We start from the raw sequence: 25,034 nt of genomic DNA, 5'->3' as shown, positions 1-25,034 counted from the left end.
ATGATAATAAGTTAATGTAACCTTATAACTTAATTTTTTCCATAATATTATACTTGTATGAATAAAAAAACTCCTTTTTAAAAAGGAGTTTTTAACTTGATAATATTACTATTATTTATGTAAGATTCTTAATTCTTATAATTCACTTTTATTTCTTTATCCATTCTATTGCAATCTTCTTCTTTTTCTTTAAAACATTTATTGTTTTCAGGTCTTGCACTTCTTCCTGATCTCTTCAAATTCTTACTTAAAAACTCTAAAAAGTTACTTTTTTTAGTAGCTATTCTTTTTCTCACTCTTTTCTTCTCTTGTTCTTGCCTTATTTCTATAGATTCACTTCCTTCTACTATATAGAAATATGAACGCCTGTTTAATTGATACTCTTCTTCAGAACATCTTATTCCGTCTACACAGTCATTTAATGGTTTATCTTCTCCATACCCTATAGCGCTTTCAATTCTGTTACTAGCAATACCTCTTGACAAAATATAATCTCTAGTAGATTTTGCTCTTTTATCTGATAACATTCTATTATAATCTCTATGACCACGACTATCCGTATGTGATTCTATTTTTATCACTAATTCAGGGTGGTTTGTCATTACTGTTACAATATTTTCTAACTCATATTCTGCATCTTCTCTTATAACAGACTTGTCATAGTCAAAGTAAATAGGTTTTATTACTATTTGGTTTCCTATAATTAACGGTGTTAACTTAAGATTTGCTGTAACTTCATCACTTCTTTTACTAGTAGTTGAAACAACACTTCTACCTGATCTGTGATCTAATTTAGTTGCCGTAATTGTATAAGTATTATTACACGGTACATCTTTAAAAGTATAATTACCTGAACCATCAGAAATTGTTTCTGCTATAATTTCTTTTTCTCTATTAATTAACTTTATTACTGCTGCATCTACTGGAGTATTTGTTTTATTGTTCTTTATTACTCCTCTAACAATTTGTGTACAAACAGGTGGATCTGTGTAGATAAAGAAACTATAAATATCATCATCTCCTTTTCCTTTTTCTCTGTTTGACGAAAAGAAACCTCTTTTACCATTATTACTTATAAAAAAAGAAAAGTCATCTTTTTTACTATTGAATGGATACCCTAAATTTTCTGGTGATGATAATGTACCATCTTCTTTAATTTTTGCTTGAAAAATATCAAGAAGTCCTAAACCTAAGTGCCCATTGGAAGAAAAATACAATACATTATCATTTCCTACATAAGGAAAGACTTCTTTTTCTGGTGTATTTACAGAGCTTCCTAAATTTTCTGGTTCTCCGTACTCATCTTTACCTTTGATAGCTACTTTATAAATATCAGATTGTCCATAACCTCCAGGCATATTAGAAACAAAATATAATGTTTTTTCATCTGGACTTAAGGCTGGATGCCCTGTTGAATACTCATCATTATTAAATGGCAACTCTTTAACATTAACCCAATAACCATTTACATAACTAGCTTTATAAATTTTTAAGTTAGAAGTGTTTTTCTTACTTTTTCTTGCTCTTTTTCCTTCTGAATTATTTCTTGTAAAGTAAATAGTCTTTCCATCTTTTGTAAAAACAGGTGTTGATTCATGTAATTCAGAAGCTATTGGTTCTCCAAGCTTTTGAACGTTACCTAAAACTAAAATAGTATCTTGTTTACTACCTTCTAATGTTTGTATGTCCTCTTCTGCCTTATAAATATTTAAGAATGGTTGGTTGTTCCATTTATATATTTTTTGTCTTTTTGAATCATTAGGCACAGCGGATGTGAAATATGATTTTCCATTCAATAAGACCCCACCAAAATCTGAGTATGGTGTATTTATTGCCAGATTTCTTACTCCTATCCTTTTTTCTTGACTATTGTAATCTAATAAGTAACTATCCTTTTTAAGTTCTTCATTTAGGCTACTTTTTTGAGATTGTGCTAATTTTAAAAATATAGAATCTGATTTTTTATACTTTCCATTACTCCTCAAAGCTTGAGCATACTTAAATAAGTGTTTTTCTTCAACCTTTTCATTAAAATTAGAAATAAGTTTTTGGTACCAAACTTCTGCTTTTTCAGTATCTGAATTGTTATAGTAAGATTCTGCCAACCTACTTAATACATGTTGAGAACTATCTCCTTTAATTAATACTAAATCTTTATATAATTTAGCTGATTGAACATAAGAAAACTCTTCAAAATAACGATCTGCTACTTTTCTACTTTGACCAAAAACATTTACTGCCAATACTAACAGCATTGTTAGCACTAGTAATTTTTTAAAACTCATTTTTCTCTTTTTTTAGAAGAATCTTGGGGACCTATATCTAATATCTTTAAATATTTCATATTGTAACATGATTTCGTGTGTTCCCGAATTTGTTACATTATAGTTTGATGTTGTTAAATCATATGAGTATCCTATAAGCAAAGAATCTGTTGCTTGAAAACCTAAAAGTGCACTTACAGAATCATCCCATCTCCATGAAGCTCCAACTCTAAATTTCTCATTAAACAATAAATTTGCTGAGATATCTAATGATAGTGGAGCTCCAGAAACTCCTTTTAGTAAAGCAGCTGGTTTAAACTTTAAGTCTTCATTTATATCAAAAACATATCCTGCTATTAAGAAAAAGTGCATTCTTTCTACAGCTACTTCACCTGGAGTATCGGCATCGTAATGCTCCATTCTTAAAATATTTGGTACCGATAATCCGACATACCACTGTGGTTGGTGATAATAAATACCTGCTCCAACTGTTGGTAAGAACTTATTGATATTATCTTGAAAAACTACTTCATCATCTTTATAGGTTCCTTTTGACCAATCTATATTTAATAACCTACCTCCTAAACGTAAACCAAAAGCTAAATTTCCTTCTTGTCCAGTTTGAATATTATAAGAAACATTAGCATCTAAATATATTTCACTAGATGGACCTACTTGGTCATTCATTAAATTAACTCCTAATCCTAATCCTGAATACCCTAAAGGAGTATCATAAGATAAATTTTGGGTATTAGGTGCCCCCTCAAAACCTACCCATTGCATTCTACCTAAGGCAGTGATTACTGTATGCCCTCTTGATCCTGCATAAGCAGGGTTCACATTCATAGTATTGTACATATACTGTGTATACTGAGGGTCTTGTTGTGCATGAATATCTGTAGTTATACAGATACTCATTACACATATTAAGATTAAACTTAAATATAATTTCATTTGATTAAAACTTTTATTCATCAGTCTTTTTATAAATCCAGATTATCTATTAATGTAAATCCAGCCTTTTTTAACTTTACTTCCGTTTCCTAGATCTAAAATATAGAAGTATGTTCCAACTGGCAATTTATCTCCTACATTTATATTAGCTCTTCCTTCAGAGATTCCTTCAAATCTTTTATTTCTGTCCTTATTCGAGTATCCTTCTATTCTGTATACGGTGTTACCCCAACGGTTAAAAATTTCAAGAGTATTATTTTGGAAATTCTCAATACAATCAATATGTAAATAACTGTTTGCTTGATCTCCATTAGGACTCATTAAGTTGTTTACTTTCACACAAGTATCATCATTGATTGCGTCCCCGAAGCCATCTAACCCATCTACACTATCAGCTATACCATCTCCATCTGAATCTATTCCACTATCATCAACTACACCGTTTCCTCCACTATTAGGATCTGTTGGGTCTGTATTATTATCTGGAGAATTGGCATCTCCATGACCGTCAAATCCGTCTACACTATCGGCTATACCATCTCCATCTGAATCTTCAGAAGGGTTGTCTACTTGACCATCTCCATCTTCATCAGAATTTCCTCCTTCCACAACGTCATTAATACCATCATCATCACTATCTAAATCTTGATAATCAGGAATACCATCTCCATCTGTATCTGGTTCTTCATTATTATCTACTGAATCATCAGCCTGCCCATCTCCATTAGCATCTGTATATCCTGAATCATTAGAATCGATAACACCATCTCCGTTTGTATCTAAATCTCCATCTCCTCCTTCTGTTACATCATTAATACCATCGTTATCTGAATCTAAATCTAATGAATCTGGAACCCCATCATTATCTGTATCTACCAAACCATCACCTTCTTCTACATCTGGTATACCATCATTATCATCATCCACATCCATAGCATCTGGTATACCATCGTTATCTGTATCAACACAATCTTCTCCTGATAACCTACCATTTACTACAAAATCTTCAGAAGATCCTCTACCACAACTACTACTCACACTTACTGTATAAGTAACTCCAAAATTATAACCGTTAATTACACCGTTTTCATCAACCGCTAATGTTGAATCATTGAAAACATAAGTTAAACTTGAATCGTAATTAGTAATTATAGCCCTACCTGGTGTTGAACATGTAGCTCTTTCAACTGATATAGAAGGTATCGAAGGAACAGCCTCTTCTGTTACCACTACTTCAGATGTAGCTTCACTTGTACATGAACTCGTTGCTGCTACTGTATAGGTATAGATTCCTGCTCCGGCTAAGGCTGGTGACCAAGCACCACCTGTATCTGGCGTCCCACCTAACTCTGCAAATAACTGCGTTTCTGTTACTGTTGTTCCTTCACAGATTGTTAACGTTCCGTTGGTTCCTGCATCTGGAGCTCCTGTGATTGTCAATACAACCGATGTTCTTGTTAAACTTGTACAAGTACCATCGTTATACTCTGCATAATAAGTTGCTGTTCCTACTGTATTTAATGTAGGGCTTGCAACTACATTTCCGCCTGTTGAAGTATCGTACCAAGTAATTCCTGTTGTACTTGATAATGCATCGTTGGCATCTAAAGTCTGGATTGGACTTGTCTCACACTCAGTAATATCTCCACTGCTCACTGGGGCTGCTGGAGCTCCTGTGATTGTCAATACAACCGATGTTCTTGTTAAACTTGTACAAGTACCATCGTTATACTCTGCATAATAAGTTGCTGTTCCTACTGTATTTAATGTAGGGCTTGCAACTACATTTCCACCTGTTGAAGCATCGTACCAAGTAATTCCTGTTGTACTTGATAATGCATCGTTGGCATCTAAAGTCTGGATTGGACTTGTCTCACACTCAGTAATATCTCCACTGCTCACTGGGGCTGCTGGAGCTCCTGTGATTGTCAATACAACCGATGTTCTTGTTAAACTTGTACAAGTACCATCGTTATACTCTGCATAATAAGTTGCTGTTCCTACTGTATTTAATGTAGGGCTTGCAACTACATTTCCATCTGTTGAAGCATCGTACCAAGTAATTCCTGTTGTACTTGATAATGCATCGTTGGCATCTAAAGTCTGGATTGGACTTGTCTCACACTCAGTAATATCTCCACTGCTCACTGGGGCTACTGGAGCTCCTGTGATTGTCAATACAACCGATGTTCTTGTTAAACTTGTACAAGTACCATCGTTATACTCTGCATAATAAGTTGCTGTTCCTACTGTATTTAATGTAGGGCTTGCAACTACATTTCCATCTGTTGAAGCATCGTACCAAGTAATTCCTGTTGTACTTGATAATGCATCGTTGGCATCTAAAGTCTGGATTGGACTTGTCTCACACTCAGTAATATCTCCACTGCTCACTGGGGCTGCTGGAGCTCCTGTGATTGTCAATACAACCGATGTTCTTGTTAAACTTGTACAAGTACCATCGTTATACTCTGCATAATAAGTTGCTGTTCCTACTGTATTTAATGTAGGGCTTGCAACTACATTTCCATCTGTTGAAGCATCGTACCAAGTAATTCCTGTTGTACTTGATAATGCATCGTTGGCATCTAAAGTCTGGATTGGACTTGTCTCACACTCAGTAATATCTCCACTGCTCACTGGGGCTGCTGGAGCTCCTGTGATTGTCAATACAACCGATGTTCTTGTTAAACTTGTACAAGTACCATCGTTATACTCTGCATAATAAGTTGCTGTTCCTACTGTATTTAATGTAGGGCTTGCAACTACATTTCCATCTGTTGAAGCATCGTACCAAGTAATTCCTGTTGTACTTGATAATGCATCGTTGGCATCTAAAGTCTGGATTGGACTTGTCTCACACTCAGTAATATCTCCACTGCTCACTGGGGCTACTGGAGCTCCTGTGATTGTCAATACAACCGATGTTCTTGTTAAACTTGTACAAGTACCATCGTTATACTCTGCATAATAAGTTGCTGTTCCTACTGTATTTAATGTAGGGCTTGCAACTACATTTCCATCTGTTGAAGCATCGTACCAAGTAATTCCTGTTGTACTTGATAATGCATCGTTGGCATCTAAAGTCTGGATTGGACTTGTCTCACACTCAGTAATATCTCCACTGCTCACTGGGGCTGCTGGAGCTCCTGTGATTGTCAATACAACCGATGTTCTTGTTAAACTTGTACAAGTACCATCGTTATACTCTGCATAATAAGTTGCTGTTCCTACTGTATTTAATGTAGGGCTTGCAACTACATTTCCGCCTGTTGAAGCATCGTACCAAGTAATTCCTGTTGTACTTGATAATGCATCGTTGGCATCTAAAGTCTGGATTGGACTTGTCTCACACTCAGTAATATCTCCACTGCTCACTGGGGCTGCTGGAGCTCCTGTGATTGTCAATACAACCGATGTTCTTGTTAAACTTGTACAAGTACCATCGTTATACTCTGCATAATAAGTTGCTGTTCCTACTGTATTTAATGTAGGGCTTGCAACTACATTTCCATCTGTTGAAGCATCGTACCAAGTAATTCCTGTTGTACTTGATAATGCATCGTTGGCATCTAAAGTCTGGATTGGACTTGTCTCACACTCAGTAATATCTCCACTGCTCACTGGGGCTGCTGGAGCTCCTGTGATTGTCAATACAACCGATGTTCTTGTTAAACTTGTACAAGTACCATCGTTATACTCTGCATAATAAGTTGCTGTTCCTACTGTATTTAATGTAGGGCTTGCAACTACATTTCCACCTGTTGAAGCATCGTACCAAGTAATTCCTGTTGTACTTGATAATGCATCGTTGGCATCTAAAGTCTGGATTGGACTTGTCTCACACTCAGTAATATCTCCACTGCTCACTGGGGCTACTGGAGCTCCTGTGATTGTCAATACAACCGATGTTCTTGTTAAACTTGTACAAGTACCATCGTTATACTCTGCATAATAAGTTGCTGTTCCTACTGTATTTAATGTAGGGCTTGCAACTACATTTCCGCCTGTTGAAGCATCGTACCAAGTAATTCCTGTTGTACTTGATAATGCATCGTTGGCATCTAAAGTCTGGATTGGACTTGTCTCACACTCAGTAATATCTCCACTGCTCACTGGGGCTGCTGGAGCTCCTGTGATTGTCAATACAACCGATGTTCTTGTTAAACTTGTACAAGTACCATCGTTATACTCTGCATAATAAGTTGCTGTTCCTACTGTATTTAATGTAGGGCTTGCAACTACATTTCCGCCTGTTGAAGCATCGTACCAAGTAATTCCTGTTGTACTTGATAATGCATCGTTGGCATCTAAAGTCTGGATTGGACTTGTCTCACACTCAGTAATATCTCCACTGCTCACTGGGGCTGCTGGAGCTCCTGTGATTGTCAATACAACCGATGTTCTTGTTAAACTTGTACAAGTACCATCGTTATACTCTGCATAATAAGTTGCTGTTCCTACTGTATTTAATGTAGGGCTTGCAACTACATTTCCGCCTGTTGAAGCATCGTACCAAGTAATTCCTGTTGTACTTGATAATGCATCGTTGGCATCTAAAGTCTGGATTGGACTTGTCTCACACTCAGTAATATCTCCACTGCTCACTGGGGCTGCTGGAGCTCCTGTGATTGTCAATACAACCGATGTTCTTGTTAAACTTGTACAAGTACCATCGTTATACTCTGCATAATAAGTTGCTGTTCCTACTGTATTTAATGTAGGGCTTGCAACTACATTTCCGCCTGTTGAAGCATCGTACCAAGTAATTCCTGTTGTACTTGATAATGCATCGTTGGCATCTAAAGTCTGGATTGGACTTGTCTCACACTCAGTAATATCTCCACTGCTCACTGGGGCTGCTGGAGCTCCTGTGATTGTCAATACAACCGATGTTCTTGTTAAACTTGTACAAGTACCATCGTTATACTCTGCATAATAAGTTGCTGTTCCTACTGTATTTAATGTAGGGCTTGCAACTACATTTCCATCTGTTGAAGCATCGTACCAAGTAATTCCTGTTGTACTTGATAATGCATCGTTGGCATCTAAAGTCTGGATTGGACTTGTCTCACACTCAGTAATATCTCCACTGCTCACTGGGGCTGCTGGAGCTCCTGTGATTGTCAATACAACCGATGTTCTTGTTAAACTTGTACAAGTACCATCGTTATACTCTGCATAATAAGTTGCTGTTCCTACTGTATTTAATGTAGGGCTTGCAACTACATTTCCGCCTGTTGAAGCATCGTACCAAGTAATTCCTGTTGTACTTGATAATGCATCGTTGGCATCTAAAGTCTGGATTGGACTTGTCTCACACTCAGTAATATCTCCACTGCTCACTGGGGCTGCTGGAGCTCCTGTGATTGTCAATACAACCGATGTTCTTGTTAAACTTGTACAAGTACCATCGTTATACTCTGCATAATAAGTTGCTGTTCCTACTGTATTTAATGTAGGGCTTGCAACTACATTTCCATCTGTTGAAGCATCGTACCAAGTAATTCCTGTTGTACTTGATAATGCATCGTTGGCATCTAAAGTCTGGATTGGACTTGTCTCACACTCAGTAATATCTCCACTGCTCACTGGGGCTACTGGAGCTCCTGTGATTGTCAATACAACCGATGTTCTTGTTAAACTTGTACAAGTACCATCGTTATACTCTGCATAATAAGTTGCTGTTCCTACTGTATTTAATGTAGGGCTTGCAACTACATTTCCATCTGTTGAAGCATCGTACCAAGTAATTCCTGTTGTACTTGATAATGCATCGTTGGCATCTAAAGTCTGGATTGGACTTGTCTCACACTCAGTAATATCTCCACTGCTCACTGGGGCTGCTGGAGCTCCTGTGATTGTCAATACAACCGATGTTCTTGTTAAACTTGTACAAGTACCATCGTTATACTCTGCATAATAAGTTGCTGTTCCTACTGTATTTAATGTAGGGCTTGCAACTACATTTCCGCCTGTTGAAGCATCGTACCAAGTAATTCCTGTTGTACTTGATAATGCATCGTTGGCATCTAAAGTCTGGATTGGACTTGTCTCACACTCAGTAATATCTCCACTGCTCACTGGGGCTGCTGGAGCTCCTGTGATTGTCAATACAACCGATGTTCTTGTTAAACTTGTACAAGTACCATCGTTATACTCTGCATAATAAGTTGCTGTTCCTACTGTATTTAATGTAGGGCTTGCAACTACATTTCCGCCTGTTGAAGCATCGTACCAAGTAATTCCTGTTGTACTTGATAATGCATCGTTGGCATCTAAAGTCTGGATTGGACTTGTCTCACACTCAGTAATATCTCCACTGCTCACTGGGGCTGCTGGAGCTCCTGTGATTGTCAATACAACCGATGTTCTTGTTAAACTTGTACAAGTACCATCGTTATACTCTGCATAATAAGTTGCTGTTCCTACTGTATTTAATGTAGGGCTTGCAACTACATTTCCGCCTGTTGAAGCATCGTACCAAGTAATTCCTGTTGTACTTGATAATGCATCGTTGGCATCTAAAGTCTGGATTGGACTTGTCTCACACTCAGTAATATCTCCACTGCTCACTGGGGCTGCTGGAGCTCCTGTGATTGTCAATACAACCGATGTTCTTGTTAAACTTGTACAAGTACCATCGTTATACTCTGCATAATAAGTTGCTGTTCCTACTGTATTTAATGTAGGGCTTGCAACTACATTTCCATCTGTTGAAGCATCGTACCAAGTAATTCCTGTTGTACTTGATAATGCATCGTTGGCATCTAAAGTCTGGATTGGACTTGTCTCACACTCAGTAATATCTCCACTGCTCACTGGGGCTACTGGAGCTCCTGTGATTGTCAATACAACCGATGTTCTTGTTAAACTTGTACAAGTACCATCGTTATACTCTGCATAATAAGTTGCTGTTCCTACTGTATTTAATGTAGGGCTTGCAACTACATTTCCATCTGTTGAAGCATCGTACCAAGTAATTCCTGTTGTACTTGATAATGCATCGTTGGCATCTAAAGTCTGGATTGGACTTGTCTCACACTCAGTAATATCTCCACTGCTCACTGGGGCTACTGGAGCTCCTGTGATTGTCAATACAACCGATGTTCTTGTTAAACTTGTACAAGTACCATCGTTATACTCTGCATAATAAGTTGCTGTTCCTACTGTATTTAATGTAGGGCTTGCAACTACATTTCCACCTGTTGAAGCATCGTACCAAGTAATTCCTGTTGTACTTGATAATGCATCGTTGGCATCTAAAGTCTGGATTGGACTTGTCTCACACTCAGTAATATCTCCACTGCTCACTGGGGCTGCTGGAGCTCCTGTGATTGTCAATACAACCGATGTTCTTGTTAAACTTGTACAAGTACCATCGTTATACTCTGCATAATAAGTTGCTGTTCCTACTGTATTTAATGTAGGGCTTGCAACTACATTTCCGCCTGTTGAAGCATCGTACCAAGTAATTCCTGTTGTACTTGATAATGCATCGTTGGCATCTAAAGTCTGGATTGGACTTGTCTCACACTCAGTAATATCTCCACTGCTCACTGGGGCTGCTGGAGCTCCTGTGATTGTCAATACAACCGATGTTCTTGTTAAACTTGTACAAGTACCATCGTTATACTCTGCATAATAAGTTGCTGTTCCTACTGTATTTAATGTAGGGCTTGCAACTACATTTCCACCTGTTGAAGCATCGTACCAAGTAATTCCTGTTGTACTTGATAATGCATCGTTGGCATCTAAAGTCTGGATTGGACTTGTCTCACACTCAGTAATATCTCCACTGCTCACTGGGGCTGCTGGAGCTCCTGTGATTGTCAATACAACCGATGTTCTTGTTAAACTTGTACAAGTACCATCGTTATACTCTGCATAATAAGTTGCTGTTCCTACTGTATTTAATGTAGGGCTTGCAACTACATTTCCACCTGTTGAAGCATCGTACCAAGTAATTCCTGTTGTACTTGATAATGCATCGTTGGCATCTAAAGTCTGGATTGGACTTGTCTCACACTCAGTAATATCTCCACTGCTCACTGGGGCTGCTGGAGCTCCTGTGATTGTCAATACAACCGATGTTCTTGTTAAACTTGTACAAGTACCATCGTTATACTCTGCATAATAAGTTGCTGTTCCTACTGTATTTAATGTAGGGCTTGCAACTACATTTCCGCCTGTTGAAGCATCGTACCAAGTAATTCCTGTTGTACTTGATAATGCATCGTTGGCATCTAAAGTCTGGATTGGACTTGTCTCACACTCAGTAATATCTCCACTGCTCACTGGGGCTGCTGGAGCTCCTGTGATTGTCAATACAACCGATGTTCTTGTTAAACTTGTACAAGTACCATCGTTATACTCTGCATAATAAGTTGCTGTTCCTACTGTATTTAATGTAGGGCTTGCAACTACATTTCCACCTGTTGAAGCATCGTACCAAGTAATTCCTGTTGTACTTGATAATGCATCGTTGGCATCTAAAGTCTGGATTGGACTTGTCTCACACTCAGTAATATCTCCACTGCTCACTGGGGCTGCTGGAGCTCCTGTGATTGTCAATACAACCGATGTTCTTGTTAAACTTGTACAAGTACCATCGTTATACTCTGCATAATAAGTTGCTGTTCCTACTGTATTTAATGTAGGGCTTGCAACTACATTTCCACCTGTTGAAGCATCGTACCAAGTAATTCCTGTTGTACTTGATAATGCATCGTTGGCATCTAAAGTCTGGATTGGACTTGTCTCACACTCAGTAATATCTCCACTGCTCACTGGGGCTACTGGAGCTCCTGTGATTGTCAATACAACCGATGTTCTTGTTAAACTTGTACAAGTACCATCGTTATACTCTGCATAATAAGTTGCTGTTCCTACTGTATTTAATGTAGGGCTTGCAACTACATTTCCATCTGTTGAAGCATCGTACCAAGTAATTCCTGTTGTACTTGATAATGCATCGTTGGCATCTAAAGTCTGGATTGGACTTGTCTCACACTCAGTAATATCTCCACTGCTCACTGGGGCTACTGGAGCTCCTGTGATTGTCAATACAACCGATGTTCTTGTTAAACTTGTACAAGTACCATCGTTATACTCTGCATAATAAGTTGCTGTTCCTACTGTATTTAATGTAGGGCTTGCAACTACATTTCCATCTGTTGAAGCATCGTACCAAGTAATTCCTGTTGTACTTGATAATGCATCGTTGGCATCTAAAGTCTGGATTGGACTTGTCTCACACTCAGTAATATCTCCACTGCTCACTGGGGCTGCTGGAGCTCCTGTGATTGTCAATACAACCGATGTTCTTGTTAAACTTGTACAAGTACCATCGTTATACTCTGCATAATAAGTTGCTGTTCCTACTGTATTTAATGTAGGGCTTGCAACTACATTTCCGCCTGTTGAAGCATCGTACCAAGTAATTCCTGTTGTACTTGATAATGCATCGTTGGCATCTAAAGTCTGGATTGGACTTGTCTCACACTCAGTAATATCTCCACTGCTCACTGGGGCTGCTGGAGCTCCTGTGATTGTCAATACAACCGATGTTCTTGTTAAACTTGTACAAGTACCATCGTTATACTCTGCATAATAAGTTGCTGTTCCTACTGTATTTAATGTAGGGCTTGCAACTACATTTCCGCCTGTTGAAGCATCGTACCAAGTAATTCCTGTTGTACTTGATAATGCATCGTTGGCATCTAAAGTCTGGATTGGACTTGTCTCACACTCAGTAATATCTCCACTGCTCACTGGGGCTGCTGGAGCTCCTGTGATTGTCAATACAACCGATGTTCTTGTTAAACTTGTACAAGTACCATCGTTATACTCTGCATAATAAGTTGCTGTTCCTACTGTATTTAATGTAGGGCTTGCAACTACATTTCCATCTGTTGAAGCATCGTACCAAGTAATTCCTGTTGTACTTGATAATGCATCGTTGGCATCTAAAGTCTGGATTGGACTTGTCTCACACTCAGTAATATCTCCACTGCTCACTGGGGCTGCTGGAGCTCCTGTGATTGTCAATACAACCGATGTTCTTGTTAAACTTGTACAAGTACCATCGTTATACTCTGCATAATAAGTTGCTGTTCCTACTGTATTTAATGTAGGGCTTGCAACTACATTTCCGCCTGTTGAAGCATCGTACCAAGTAATTCCTGTTGTACTTGATAATGCATCGTTGGCATCTAAAGTCTGGATTGGACTTGTCTCACACTCAGTAATATCTCCACTGCTCACTGGGGCTGCTGGAGCTCCTGTGATTGTCAATACAACCGATGTTCTTGTTAAACTTGTACAAGTACCATCGTTATACTCTGCATAATAAGTTGCTGTTCCTACTGTATTTAATGTAGGGCTTGCAACTACATTTCCATCTGTTGAAGCATCGTACCAAGTAATTCCTGTTGTACTTGATAATGCATCGTTGGCATCTAAAGTCTGGATTGGACTTGTCTCACACTCAGTAATATCTCCACTGCTCACTGGGGCTACTGGAGCTCCTGTGATTGTCAATACAACCGATGTTCTTGTTAAACTTGTACAAGTACCATCGTTATACTCTGCATAATAAGTTGCTGTTCCTACTGTATTTAATGTAGGGCTTGCAACTACATTTCCATCTGTTGAAGCATCGTACCAAGTAATTCCTGTTGTACTTGATAATGCATCGTTGGCATCTAAAGTCTGGATTGGACTTGTCTCACACTCAGTAATATCTCCACTGCTCACTGGGGCTGCTGGAGCTCCTGTGATTGTCAATACAACCGATGTTCTTGTTAAACTTGTACAAGTACCATCGTTATACTCTGCATAATAAGTTGCTGTTCCTACTGTATTTAATGTAGGGCTTGCAACTACATTTCCGCCTGTTGAAGCATCGTACCAAGTAATTCCTGTTGTACTTGATAATGCATCGTTGGCATCTAAAGTCTGGATTGGACTTGTCTCACACTCAGTAATATCTCCACTGCTCACTGGGGCTGCTGGAGCTCCTGTGATTGTCAATACAACCGATGTTCTTGTTAAACTTGTACAAGTACCATCGTTATACTCTGCATAATAAGTTGCTGTTCCTACTGTATTTAATGTAGGGCTTGCAACTACATTTCCGCCTGTTGAAGCATCGTACCAAGTAATTCCTGTTGTACTTGATAATGCATCGTTGGCATCTAAAGTCTGGATTGGACTTGTCTCACACTCAGTAATATCTCCACTGCTCACTGGGGCTGCTGGAGCTCCTGTGATTGTCAATACAACCGATGTTCTTGTTAAACTTGTACAAGTACCATCGTTATACTCTGCATAATAAGTTGCTGTTCCTACTGTATTTAATGTAGGGCTTGCAACTACATTTCCGCCTGTTGAAGCATCGTACCAAGTAATTCCTGTTGTACTTGATAATGCATCGTTGGCATCTAAAGTCTGGATTGGACTTGTCTCACACTCAGTAATATCTCCACTGCTCACTGGGGCTGCTGGAGCTCCTGTGATTGTCAATACAACCGATGTTCTTGTTAAACTTGTACAAGTACCATCGTTATACTCTGCATAATAAGTTGCTGTTCCTACTGTATTTAATGTAGGGCTTGCAACTACATTTCCATCTGTTGAAGCATCGTACCAAGTAATTCCTGTTGTACTTGATAATGCATCGTTGGCATCTAAAGTCTGGATTGGACTTGTCTCACACTCAGTAATATCTCCACTGCTCACTGGGGCTACTGGAGCTCCTGTGATTGTCAATACAACCGATGTTCTTGTTAAACTTGTACAAGTACCATCGTTATACTCTGCATAATAAGTTGCTGTTCCTACTGTATTTAATGTAGGGCTTGCAACTACATTTCCATCTGTTGAAGCATCGTACCAAGTAATTCCTGTTGTACTTGATAATGCATCGTTGGCATCTAAAGTCTGGATTGGACTTGTCTCACACTCAGTAATATCTCCACTGCTCACTGGGGCTACTGGAGCTCCTGTGATTGTCAATACAACCGATGTTCTTGTTAAACTTGTACAAGTACCATCGTTATACTCTGCATAATAAGTTGCTGTTCCTACTGTATTTAATGTAGGGCTTGCAACTACATTTCCACCTGTTGAAGCATCGTACCAAGTAATTCCTGTTGTACTTGATAATGCATCGTTGGCATCTAAAGTCTGGATTGGACTTGTCTCACACTCAGTAATATCTCCACTGCTCACTGGGGCTGCTGGAGCTCCTGTGATTGTCAATACAACCGATGTTCTTGTTAAACTTGTACAAGTACCATCGTTATACTCTGCATAATAAGTTGCTGTTCCTACTGTATTTAATGTAGGGCTTGCAACTACATTTCCGCCTGTTGAAGCATCGTACCAAGTAATTCCTGTTGTACTTGATAATGCATCGTTGGCATCTAAAGTCTGGATTGGACTTGTCTCACACTCAGTAATATCTCCACTGCTCACTGGGGCTGCTGGAGCTCCTGTGATTGTCAATACAACCGATGTTCTTGTTAAACTTGTACAAGTACCATCGTTATACTCTGCATAATAAGTTGCTGTTCCTACTGTATTTAATGTAGGGCTTGCAACTACATTTCCACCTGTTGAAGCATCGTACCAAGTAATTCCTGTTGTACTTGATAATGCATCGTTGGCATCTAAAGTCTGGATTGGACTTGTCTCACACTCAGTAATATCTCCACTGCTCACTGGGGCTGCTGGAGCTCCTGTGATTGTCAATACAACCGATGTTCTTGTTAAACTTGTACAAGTACCATCGTTATACTCTGCATAATAAGTTGCTGTTCCTACTGTATTTAATGTAGGGCTTGCAACTACATTTCCACCTGTTGAAGCATCGTACCAAGTAATTCCTGTTGTACTTGATAATGCATCGTTGGCATCTAAAGTCTGGATTGGACTTGTCTCACACTCAGTAATATCTCCACTGCTCACTGGGGCTACTGGAGCTCCTGTGATTGTCAATACAACCGATGTTCTTGTTAAACTTGTACAAGTACCATCGTTATACTCTGCATAATAAGTTGCTGTTCCTACTGTATTTAATGTAGGGCTTGCAACTACATTTCCGCCTGTTGAAGCATCGTACCAAGTAATTCCTGTTGTACTTGATAATGCATCGTTGGCATCTAAAGTCTGGATTGGACTTGTCTCACACTCAGTAATATCTCCACTGCTCACTGGGGCTGCTGGAGCTCCTGTGATTGTCAATACAACCGATGTTCTTGTTAAACTTGTACAAGTACCATCGTTATACTCTGCATAATAAGTTGCTGTTCCTACTGTATTTAATGTAGGGCTTGCAACTACATTTCCACCTGTTGAAGCATCGTACCAAGTAATTCCTGTTGTACTTGATAATGCATCGTTGGCATCTAAAGTCTGGATTGGACTTGTCTCACACTCAGTAATATCTCCACTGCTCACTGGGGCTGCTGGAGCTCCTGTGATTGTCAATACAACCGATGTTCTTGTTAAACTTGTACAAGTACCATCGTTATACTCTGCATAATAAGTTGCTGTTCCTACTGTATTTAATGTAGGGCTTGCAACTACATTTCCATCTGTTGAAGCATCGTACCAAGTAATTCCTGTTGTACTTGATAATGCATCGTTGGCATCTAAAGTCTGGATTGGACTTGTCTCACACTCAGTAATATCTCCACTGCTCACTGGGGCTGCTGGAGCTCCTGTGATTGTCAATACAACCGATGTTCTTGTTAAACTTGTACAAGTACCATCGTTATACTCTGCATAATAAGTTGCTGTTCCTACTGTATTTAATGTAGGGCTTGCAACTACATTTCCACCTGTTGAAGCATCGTACCAAGTAATTCCTGTTGTACTTGATAATGCATCGTTGGCATCTAAAGTCTGGATTGGACTTGTCTCACACTCAGTAATATCTCCACTGCTCACTGGGGCTGCTGGAGCTCCTGTGATTGTCAATACAACCGATGTTCTTGTTAAACTTGTACAAGTACCATCGTTATACTCTGCATAATAAGTTGCTGTTCCTACTGTATTTAATGTAGGGCTTGCAACTACATTTCCATCTGTTGAAGCATCGTACCAAGTAATTCCTGTTGTACTTGATAATGCATCGTTGGCATCTAAAGTCTGGATTGGACTTGTCTCACACTCAGTAATATCTCCACTGCTCACTGGGGCTACTGGAGCTCCTGTGATTGTCAATACAACCGATGTTCTTGTTAAACTTGTACAAGTACCATCGTTATACTCTGCATAATAAGTTGCTGTTCCTACTGTATTTAATGTAGGGCTTGCAACTACATTTCCATCTGTTGAAGCATCGTACCAAGTAATTCCTGTTGTACTTGATAATGCATCGTTGGCATCTAAAGTCTGGATTGGACTTGTCTCACACTCAGTAATATCTCCACTGCTCACTGGGGCTACTGGAGCTCCTGTGATTGTCAATACAACCGATGTTCTTGTTAAACTTGTACAAGTACCATCGTTATACTCTGCATAATAAGTTGCTGTTCCTACTGTATTTAATGTAGGGCTTGCAACTACATTTCCACCTGTTGAAGCATCGTACCAAGTAATTCCTGTTGTACTTGATAATGCATCGTTGGCATCTAAAGTCTGGATTGGACTTGTCTCACACTCAGTAATATCTCCACTGCTCACTGGGGCTGCTGGAGCTCCTGTGATTGTCAATACAACCGATGTTCTTGTTAAACTTGTACAAGTACCATCGTTATACTCTGCATAATAAGTTGCTGTTCCTACTGTATTTAATGTAGGGCTTGCAACTACATTTCCGCCTGTTGAAGCATCGTACCAAGTAATTCCTGTTGTACTTGATAATGCATCGTTGGCATCTAAAGTCTGGATTGGACTTGTCTCACACTCAGTAATATCTCCACTGCTCACTGGGGCTGCTGGAGCTCCTGTGATTGTCAATACAACCGATGTTCTTGTTAAACTTGTACAAGTACCATCGTTATACTCTGCATAATAAGTTGCTGTTCCTACTGTATTTAATGTAGGGCTTGCAACTACATTTCCATCTGTTGAAGCATCGTACCAAGTAATTCCTGTTGTACTTGATAATGCATCGTTGGCATCTAAAGTCTGGATTGGACTTGTCTCACACTCAGTAATATCTCCACTGCTCACTGGGGCTACTGGAGCTCCTGTGATTGTCAATACAACCGATGTTCTTGTTAAACTTGTACAAGTACCATCGTTATACTCTGCATAATAAGTTGCTGTTCCTACTGTATTTAATGTAGGGCTTGCAACTACATTTCCGCCTGTTGAAGCATCGTACCAAGTAATTCCTGTTGTACTTGATAATGCATCGTTGGCATCTAAAGTCTGGATTGGACTTGTCTCACACTCAGTAATATCTCCACTGCTCACTGGGGCTGCTGGAGCTCCTGTGATTGTCAATACAACCGATGTTCTTGTTAAACTTGTACAAGTACCATCGTTATACTCTGCATAATAAGTTGCTGTTCCTACTGTATTTAATGTAGGGCTTGCAACTACATTTCCACCTGTTGAAGCATCGTACCAAGTAATTCCTGTTGTACTTGATAATGCATCGTTGGCATCTAAAGTCTGGATTGGACTTGTCTCACACTCAGTAATATCTCCACTGCTCACTGGGGCTACTGGAGCTCCTGTGATTGTCAATACAACCGATGTTCTTGTTAAACTTGTACAAGTACCATCGTTATACTCTGCATAATAAGTTGCTGTTCCTACTGTATTTAATGTAGGGCTTGCAACTACATTTCCACCTGTTGAAGCATCGTACCAAGTAATTCCTGTTGTACTTGATAATGCATCGTTGGCATCTAAAGTCTGGATTGGACTTGTCTCACACTCAGTAATATCTCCACTGCTCACTGGGGCTGCTGGAGCTCCTGTGATTGTCAATACAACCGATGTTCTTGTTAAACTTGTACAAGTACCATCGTTATACTCTGCATAATAAGTTGCTGTTCCTACTGTATTTAATGTAGGGCTTGCAACTACATTTCCGCCTGTTGAAGCATCGTACCAAGTAATTCCTGTTGTACTTGATAATGCATCGTTGGCATCTAAAGTCTGGATTGGACTTGTCTCACACTCAGTAATATCTCCACTGCTCACTGGGGCTGCTGGAGCTCCTGTGATTGTCAATACAACCGATGTTCTTGTTAAACTTGTACAAGTACCATCGTTATACTCTGCATAATAAGTTGCTGTTCCTACTGTATTTAATGTAGGGCTTGCAACTACATTTCCATCTGTTGAAGCATCGTACCAAGTAATTCCTGTTGTACTTGATAATGCATCGTTGGCATCTAAAGTCTGGATTGGACTTGTCTCACACTCAGTAATATCTCCACTGCTCACTGGGGCTACTGGAGCTCCTGTGATTGTCAATACAACCGATGTTCTTGTTAAACTTGTACAAGTACCATCGTTATACTCTGCATAATAAGTTGCTGTTCCTACTGTATTTAATGTAGGGCTTGCAACTACATTTCCGCCTGTTGAAGCATCGTACCAAGTAATTCCTGTTGTACTTGATAATGCATCGTTGGCATCTAAAGTCTGGATTGGACTTGTCTCACACTCAGTAATATCTCCACTGCTCACTGGGGCTGCTGGAGCTCCTGTGATTGTCAATACAACCGATGTTCTTGTTAAACTTGTACAAGTACCATCGTTATACTCTGCATAATAAGTTGCTGTTCCTACTGTATTTAATGTAGGGCTTGCAACTACATTTCCGCCTGTTGAAGCATCGTACCAAGTAATTCCTGTTGTACTTGATAATGCATCGTTGGCATCTAAAGTCTGGATTGGACTTGTCTCACACTCAGTAATATCTCCACTGCTCACTGGGGCTGCTGGAGCTCCTGTGATTGTCAATACAACCGATGTTCTTGTTAAACTTGTACAAGTACCATCGTTATACTCTGCATAATAAGTTGCTGTTCCTACTGTATTTAATGTAGGGCTTGCAACTACATTTCCGCCTGTTGAAGCATCGTACCAAGTAATTCCTGTTGTACTTGATAATGCATCGTTGGCATCTAAAGTCTGGATTGGACTTGTCTCACACTCAGTAATATCTCCACTGCTCACTGGGGCTGCTGGAGCTCCTGTGATTGTCAATACAACCGATGTTCTTGTTAAACTTGTACAAGTACCATCGTTATACTCTGCATAATAAGTTGCTGTTCCTACTGTATTTAATGTAGGGCTTGCAACTACATTTCCACCTGTTGAAGCATCGTACCAAGTAATTCCTGTTGTACTTGATAATGCATCGTTGGCATCTAAAGTCTGGATTGGACTTGTCTCACACTCAGTAATATCTCCACTGCTCACTGGGGCTGCTGGAGCTCCTGTGATTGTCAATACAACCGATGTTCTTGTTAAACTTGTACAAGTACCATCGTTATACTCTGCATAATAAGTTGCTGTTCCTACTGTATTTAATGTAGGGCTTGCAACTACATTTCCGCCTGTTGAAGCATCGTACCAAGTAATTCCTGTTGTACTTGATAATGCATCGTTGGCATCTAAAGTCTGGATTGGACTTGTCTCACACTCAGTAATATCTCCACTGCTCACTGGGGCTGCTGGAGCTCCTGTGATTGTCAATACAACCGATGTTCTTGTTAAACTTGTACAAGTACCATCGTTATACTCTGCATAATAAGTTGCTGTTCCTACTGTATTTAATGTAGGGCTTGCAACTACATTTCCACCTGTTGAAGCATCGTACCAAGTAATTCCTGTTGTACTTGATAATGCATCGTTGGCATCTAAAGTCTGGATTGGACTTGTCTCACACTCAGTAATATCTCCACTGCTCACTGGGGCTGCTGGAGCTCCTGTGATTGTCAATACAACCGATGTTCTTGTTAAACTTGTACAAGTACCATCGTTATACTCTGCATAATAAGTTGCTGTTCCTACTGTATTTAATGTAGGGCTTGCAACTACATTTCCATCTGTTGAAGCATCGTACCAAGTAATTCCTGTTGTACTTGATAATGCATCGTTGGCATCTAAAGTCTGGATTGGACTTGTCTCACACTCAGTAATATCTCCACTGCTCACTGGGGCTACTGGAGCTCCTGTGATTGTCAATACAACCGATGTTCTTGTTAAACTTGTACAAGTACCATCGTTATACTCTGCATAATAAGTTGCTGTTCCTACTGTATTTAATGTAGGGCTTGCAACTACATTTCCACCTGTTGAAGCATCGTACCAAGTAATTCCTGTTGTACTTGATAATGCATCGTTGGCATCTAAAGTCTGGATTGGACTTGTCTCACACTCAGTAATATCTCCACTGCTCACTGGGGCTGCTGGAGCTCCTGTGATTGTCAATACAACCGATGTTCTTGTTAAACTTGTACAAGTACCATCGTTATACTCTGCATAATAAGTTGCTGTTCCTACTGTATTTAATGTAGGGCTTGCAACTACATTTCCGCCTGTTGAAGCATCGTACCAAGTAATTCCTGTTGTACTTGATAATGCATCGTTGGCATCTAAAGTCTGGATTGGACTTGTCTCACACTCAGTAATATCTCCACTGCTCACTGGGGCTGCTGGAGCAATGTCTACAACTACTACAACAGACTCAATTTCATAACAACCACTAACTGAAGTTAATTTTATATAATAAGTCCCACTAGTAGCTACTGCGTTAGGAGATACTAAGGTATTGGTCGCAGCTGAATCTGTCCAATATGTTAATGTCCCTGTTGTACTACTTCCGTTAGCTCCATTTGTTACTGTGCTAGCCGTTAAATCAACAGTTGAAGGACTACATACTGATGCTGGATTCGTTATTATTAAAGTTGGTACAGCATCTGTGTTTTCTGTGGCACTTGTTCCTATTCCTTGACCTTGTGTATTGTTACCTCCGTCAGCAGAACCACCAGAATTAACTATATTAGGAACACCATCACTATCTACTCCTCCTGTTATTCTACCGCTTGATAAGTCTGATATATCCACATCTTCATTACCTTCTATAGCATCAAAACAACCATCTCCATCTGAATCAGTATCTAAATAATCTGGGATATTATCATTATCTGTATCGACACAAGATGAATACACCTTTACTGCCCCACCAATTCTATCTGGTCCTGAACCATCTTGATTTATTACATTAAAGTTATTGGTTCCTGCTAAAAAAGAAATAGTATTAAAAGAAGAACCATCTCTGGGTTGCATTAACTCTAAAGATGTAGAACTTGTTGAACGAGAACCGTATGCTGTAACATTTCCTAAAAAATCAATTTCAACCCTTAATCTTGGTAAACCATTATTATTTGCCAACCATGGTGAGTTCATTAAAGAATTATCTGAAGTGAACTCCATAATTACTTCTCCTGAATTGACAATATTCTCTAATTGTAATACATTATTTGCATTTAAGCCTCCCCCGTTTATTTCTATTGCTACTGAATTATCAACATAATAAAAATCAAATACTGCTGAAGAAACTGCTGATTGTGAAAAGCTTGTAGTACTACCTCCATCACCTCCAAAAACAGCAAAATAATTAGTAGCACAACTTCCTTCAGAAGAATCAAGAATACCATCGTTATCATCATCTAAATCACAAATATCACTTATACCATCTGAATCTGTATCATTTGTATCAACTATCACTGTCACCACCGATGTTGGAGAACTCTCACATGCCACACTGTTTTCCGTAGATATTGTTACTCTTCTAAACTGTGTTGTAACTGTTAAAACATTTGGATCATAGGTTGATGAAGTTTCTCCTGAAACAGGATTCCAATTAATCCCGTCTTCACTCGATTCCCATCGGTAACTTATTGTACCGCTTCCACTACCATCTGTATCACTAGTAAACGCTATAGGGTCACCTCCGCTACATATTACTTGATCACCTGCAATAGTTCCAGCTATAACTTCATCTTGAATTGTCACCACAACTGGTTCTATTTCATAACAACCACTAGCTGATGTTAACTTTATATAGTAAGTTCCATTAGTAGCTATTGCATTAGGGGTTGCTAGGGTATTAGTAGCTGCAGCATCTGTCCAATATGTTAATGTCCCTGCTGTACTACTTCCGTTAGCTCCGTTAGTTACATTACTTGCTGTTAAATCTACCGTATTTGAAAAACATACCGTTTGTGGCGGTGTTATGATTAAATTTGGACTAGCATCAGCACTAAACACCAATTTTGAACCAACTCCTTGTCCTTCATCTCCACCTAAATCTGCAGCTCCTCCTGAGTTTACTAAATTAGGAACTCCAAAATTTGTTATTCCTCCTGTTGAAAAGATATCTATTCTATCATTTCCATCTAATTGAGACACCTCTACATTTTCATCTCCTTCAATAGCATCTGGGCAACCATCATTATCGGAATCTACATCCAATCTATCAACAAAAGCATCACCGTCTGTATTTATGTCAACACAGTCTGTAGAACTAAAAGCTGGATAAGAAAAAGAATCTATATATATACGCCTGTTTGAATTTGTCTGAAGGTTTGCTCCTCTAACTCTAATATACCTTGCATCTGTACTTAAAACATATGCTATATTCTTATATGAATTACTAACTGAATATGTATCCGTTAATGTATTTTCAAATGCAGAACCGTCTATAGACTGATCTATTAACACACTTACTTGATTATGAGCATTGGTCTCTGTTTTAATCGTAATAATAGTACCTTGCGGAACGACTTGACCTAAATCTACCGTTAAGAACTCTCCTGGATAATCTATATATGCATTAACATCATCACTCCCCCCTAATGCTTCACTCGTACTATGCCCGTTACTAGAAAAAACAGCCGAAGCATTACCTGCAGGTATATTAGTAGTAGTACAACTTTGTTCGTCTATATCTAAAATACCATCATTATCATCATCTAAATCATATACATCAGCTATATTATCTCCATCAGTATCCTGAGAACAATTTGTTGTGGCCGTACTTCCTCCATCTGATAAAGTTATATTTGTGGGGTCTCCAGAATAATTTGTAACTAAAAAAGCATAGTATTTACCTGAAGTTACAGTTATATCAAAAGTAAAAAATGACTCGGGTTCATAATCACAATCTAGTGGTGTTGAATAAGAACCGCACTGAAACAACATGTCGTTAATCGAATCGAATGGTCCCCAAATGGCTCCATCCACATCTACAGATGTTGTTCCATTAGTATTTGTTTGATTAATAACTAAACTCCCTCCTGTACTTGCTTGAAAGAAAAACCATTTGGAGTTTGGAGTTGTTGTTAAACAACCATAGTTGTTTCCTGGAGTAATATCCCTAGCAGAACCTCCTGAAGTTTCTGCTGTATAAGTCTGAGTAGTACCAATACAAACTGGTGTAAAATCTGAAATTACACTACAATCTTGTCCATAAAACTCTACCGAAAACAAAAGAGTTAACACTAAAAAGAACAACTTCTTATATGTACTGATTTTAGAAACGTAGTTTTCCCCCATATTAATACATTTTATTTTATATACAATGTTGTACCCCAAAACTCTTTGAGGCTATTTATTTTTTAATAAACAATACGGTGGGATATAAAAAACCCCACACAAAAACGTTAAGTTGCTCTTTTACAACTTATTTCTTGTGGGGGGCTTCTAATTATTTTCAGTGTGCAAAAGTAAACTATTTTTACTTTCACTAAAATATTAGACGTAAAATTAACAATTTAGGTCACATTATAGATAAAAAAAACATGCTAGCAATAATCTATAAATAAAACC

At 38.8% G+C, this 25,034-nt stretch carries 3 protein-coding genes; all 3 read right to left on the bottom strand.

The window, feature by feature from the left end; translation table 11 throughout:
* Nucleotides 1-128: 128 nt before the first annotated feature.
* Genes VCM48_RS00405 through VCM48_RS00395 form a run of 3 tightly spaced genes read right to left on the bottom strand, consistent with a single transcriptional unit; the run spans nucleotide 129 to nucleotide 24,761 of the window.
* A complete protein-coding gene (locus VCM48_RS00405; RefSeq protein WP_482271199.1) occupies nucleotides 129-2,285 on the bottom strand; it encodes an OmpA family protein in 2,157 nt (718 codons plus the stop codon).
* 12 nt (nucleotides 2,286-2,297) lie between these two features.
* On the bottom strand, nucleotides 2,298-3,218 hold the full coding sequence (locus VCM48_RS00400) for a PorP/SprF family type IX secretion system membrane protein (protein WP_274640569.1): 921 nt from the start codon (nucleotides 3,216-3,218) through the stop codon (nucleotides 2,298-2,300).
* Nucleotides 3,219-3,260: 42 nt separating this feature from the next.
* Nucleotides 3,261-24,761 carry an Ig-like domain-containing protein gene (locus VCM48_RS00395; RefSeq protein WP_482271198.1) on the bottom strand — a complete coding sequence of 7,167 codons (21,501 nt, stop codon included), beginning with the start codon at nucleotides 24,759-24,761 and terminating at the stop codon, nucleotides 3,261-3,263.
* Nucleotides 24,762-25,034 lie beyond the last annotated feature (273 nt).

The sequence above is a fragment of the Tenacibaculum sp. DPLXC6 genome (genome assembly GCF_056815515.1).
This window is presented reverse-complemented; position numbering and strand designations above follow the sequence as displayed.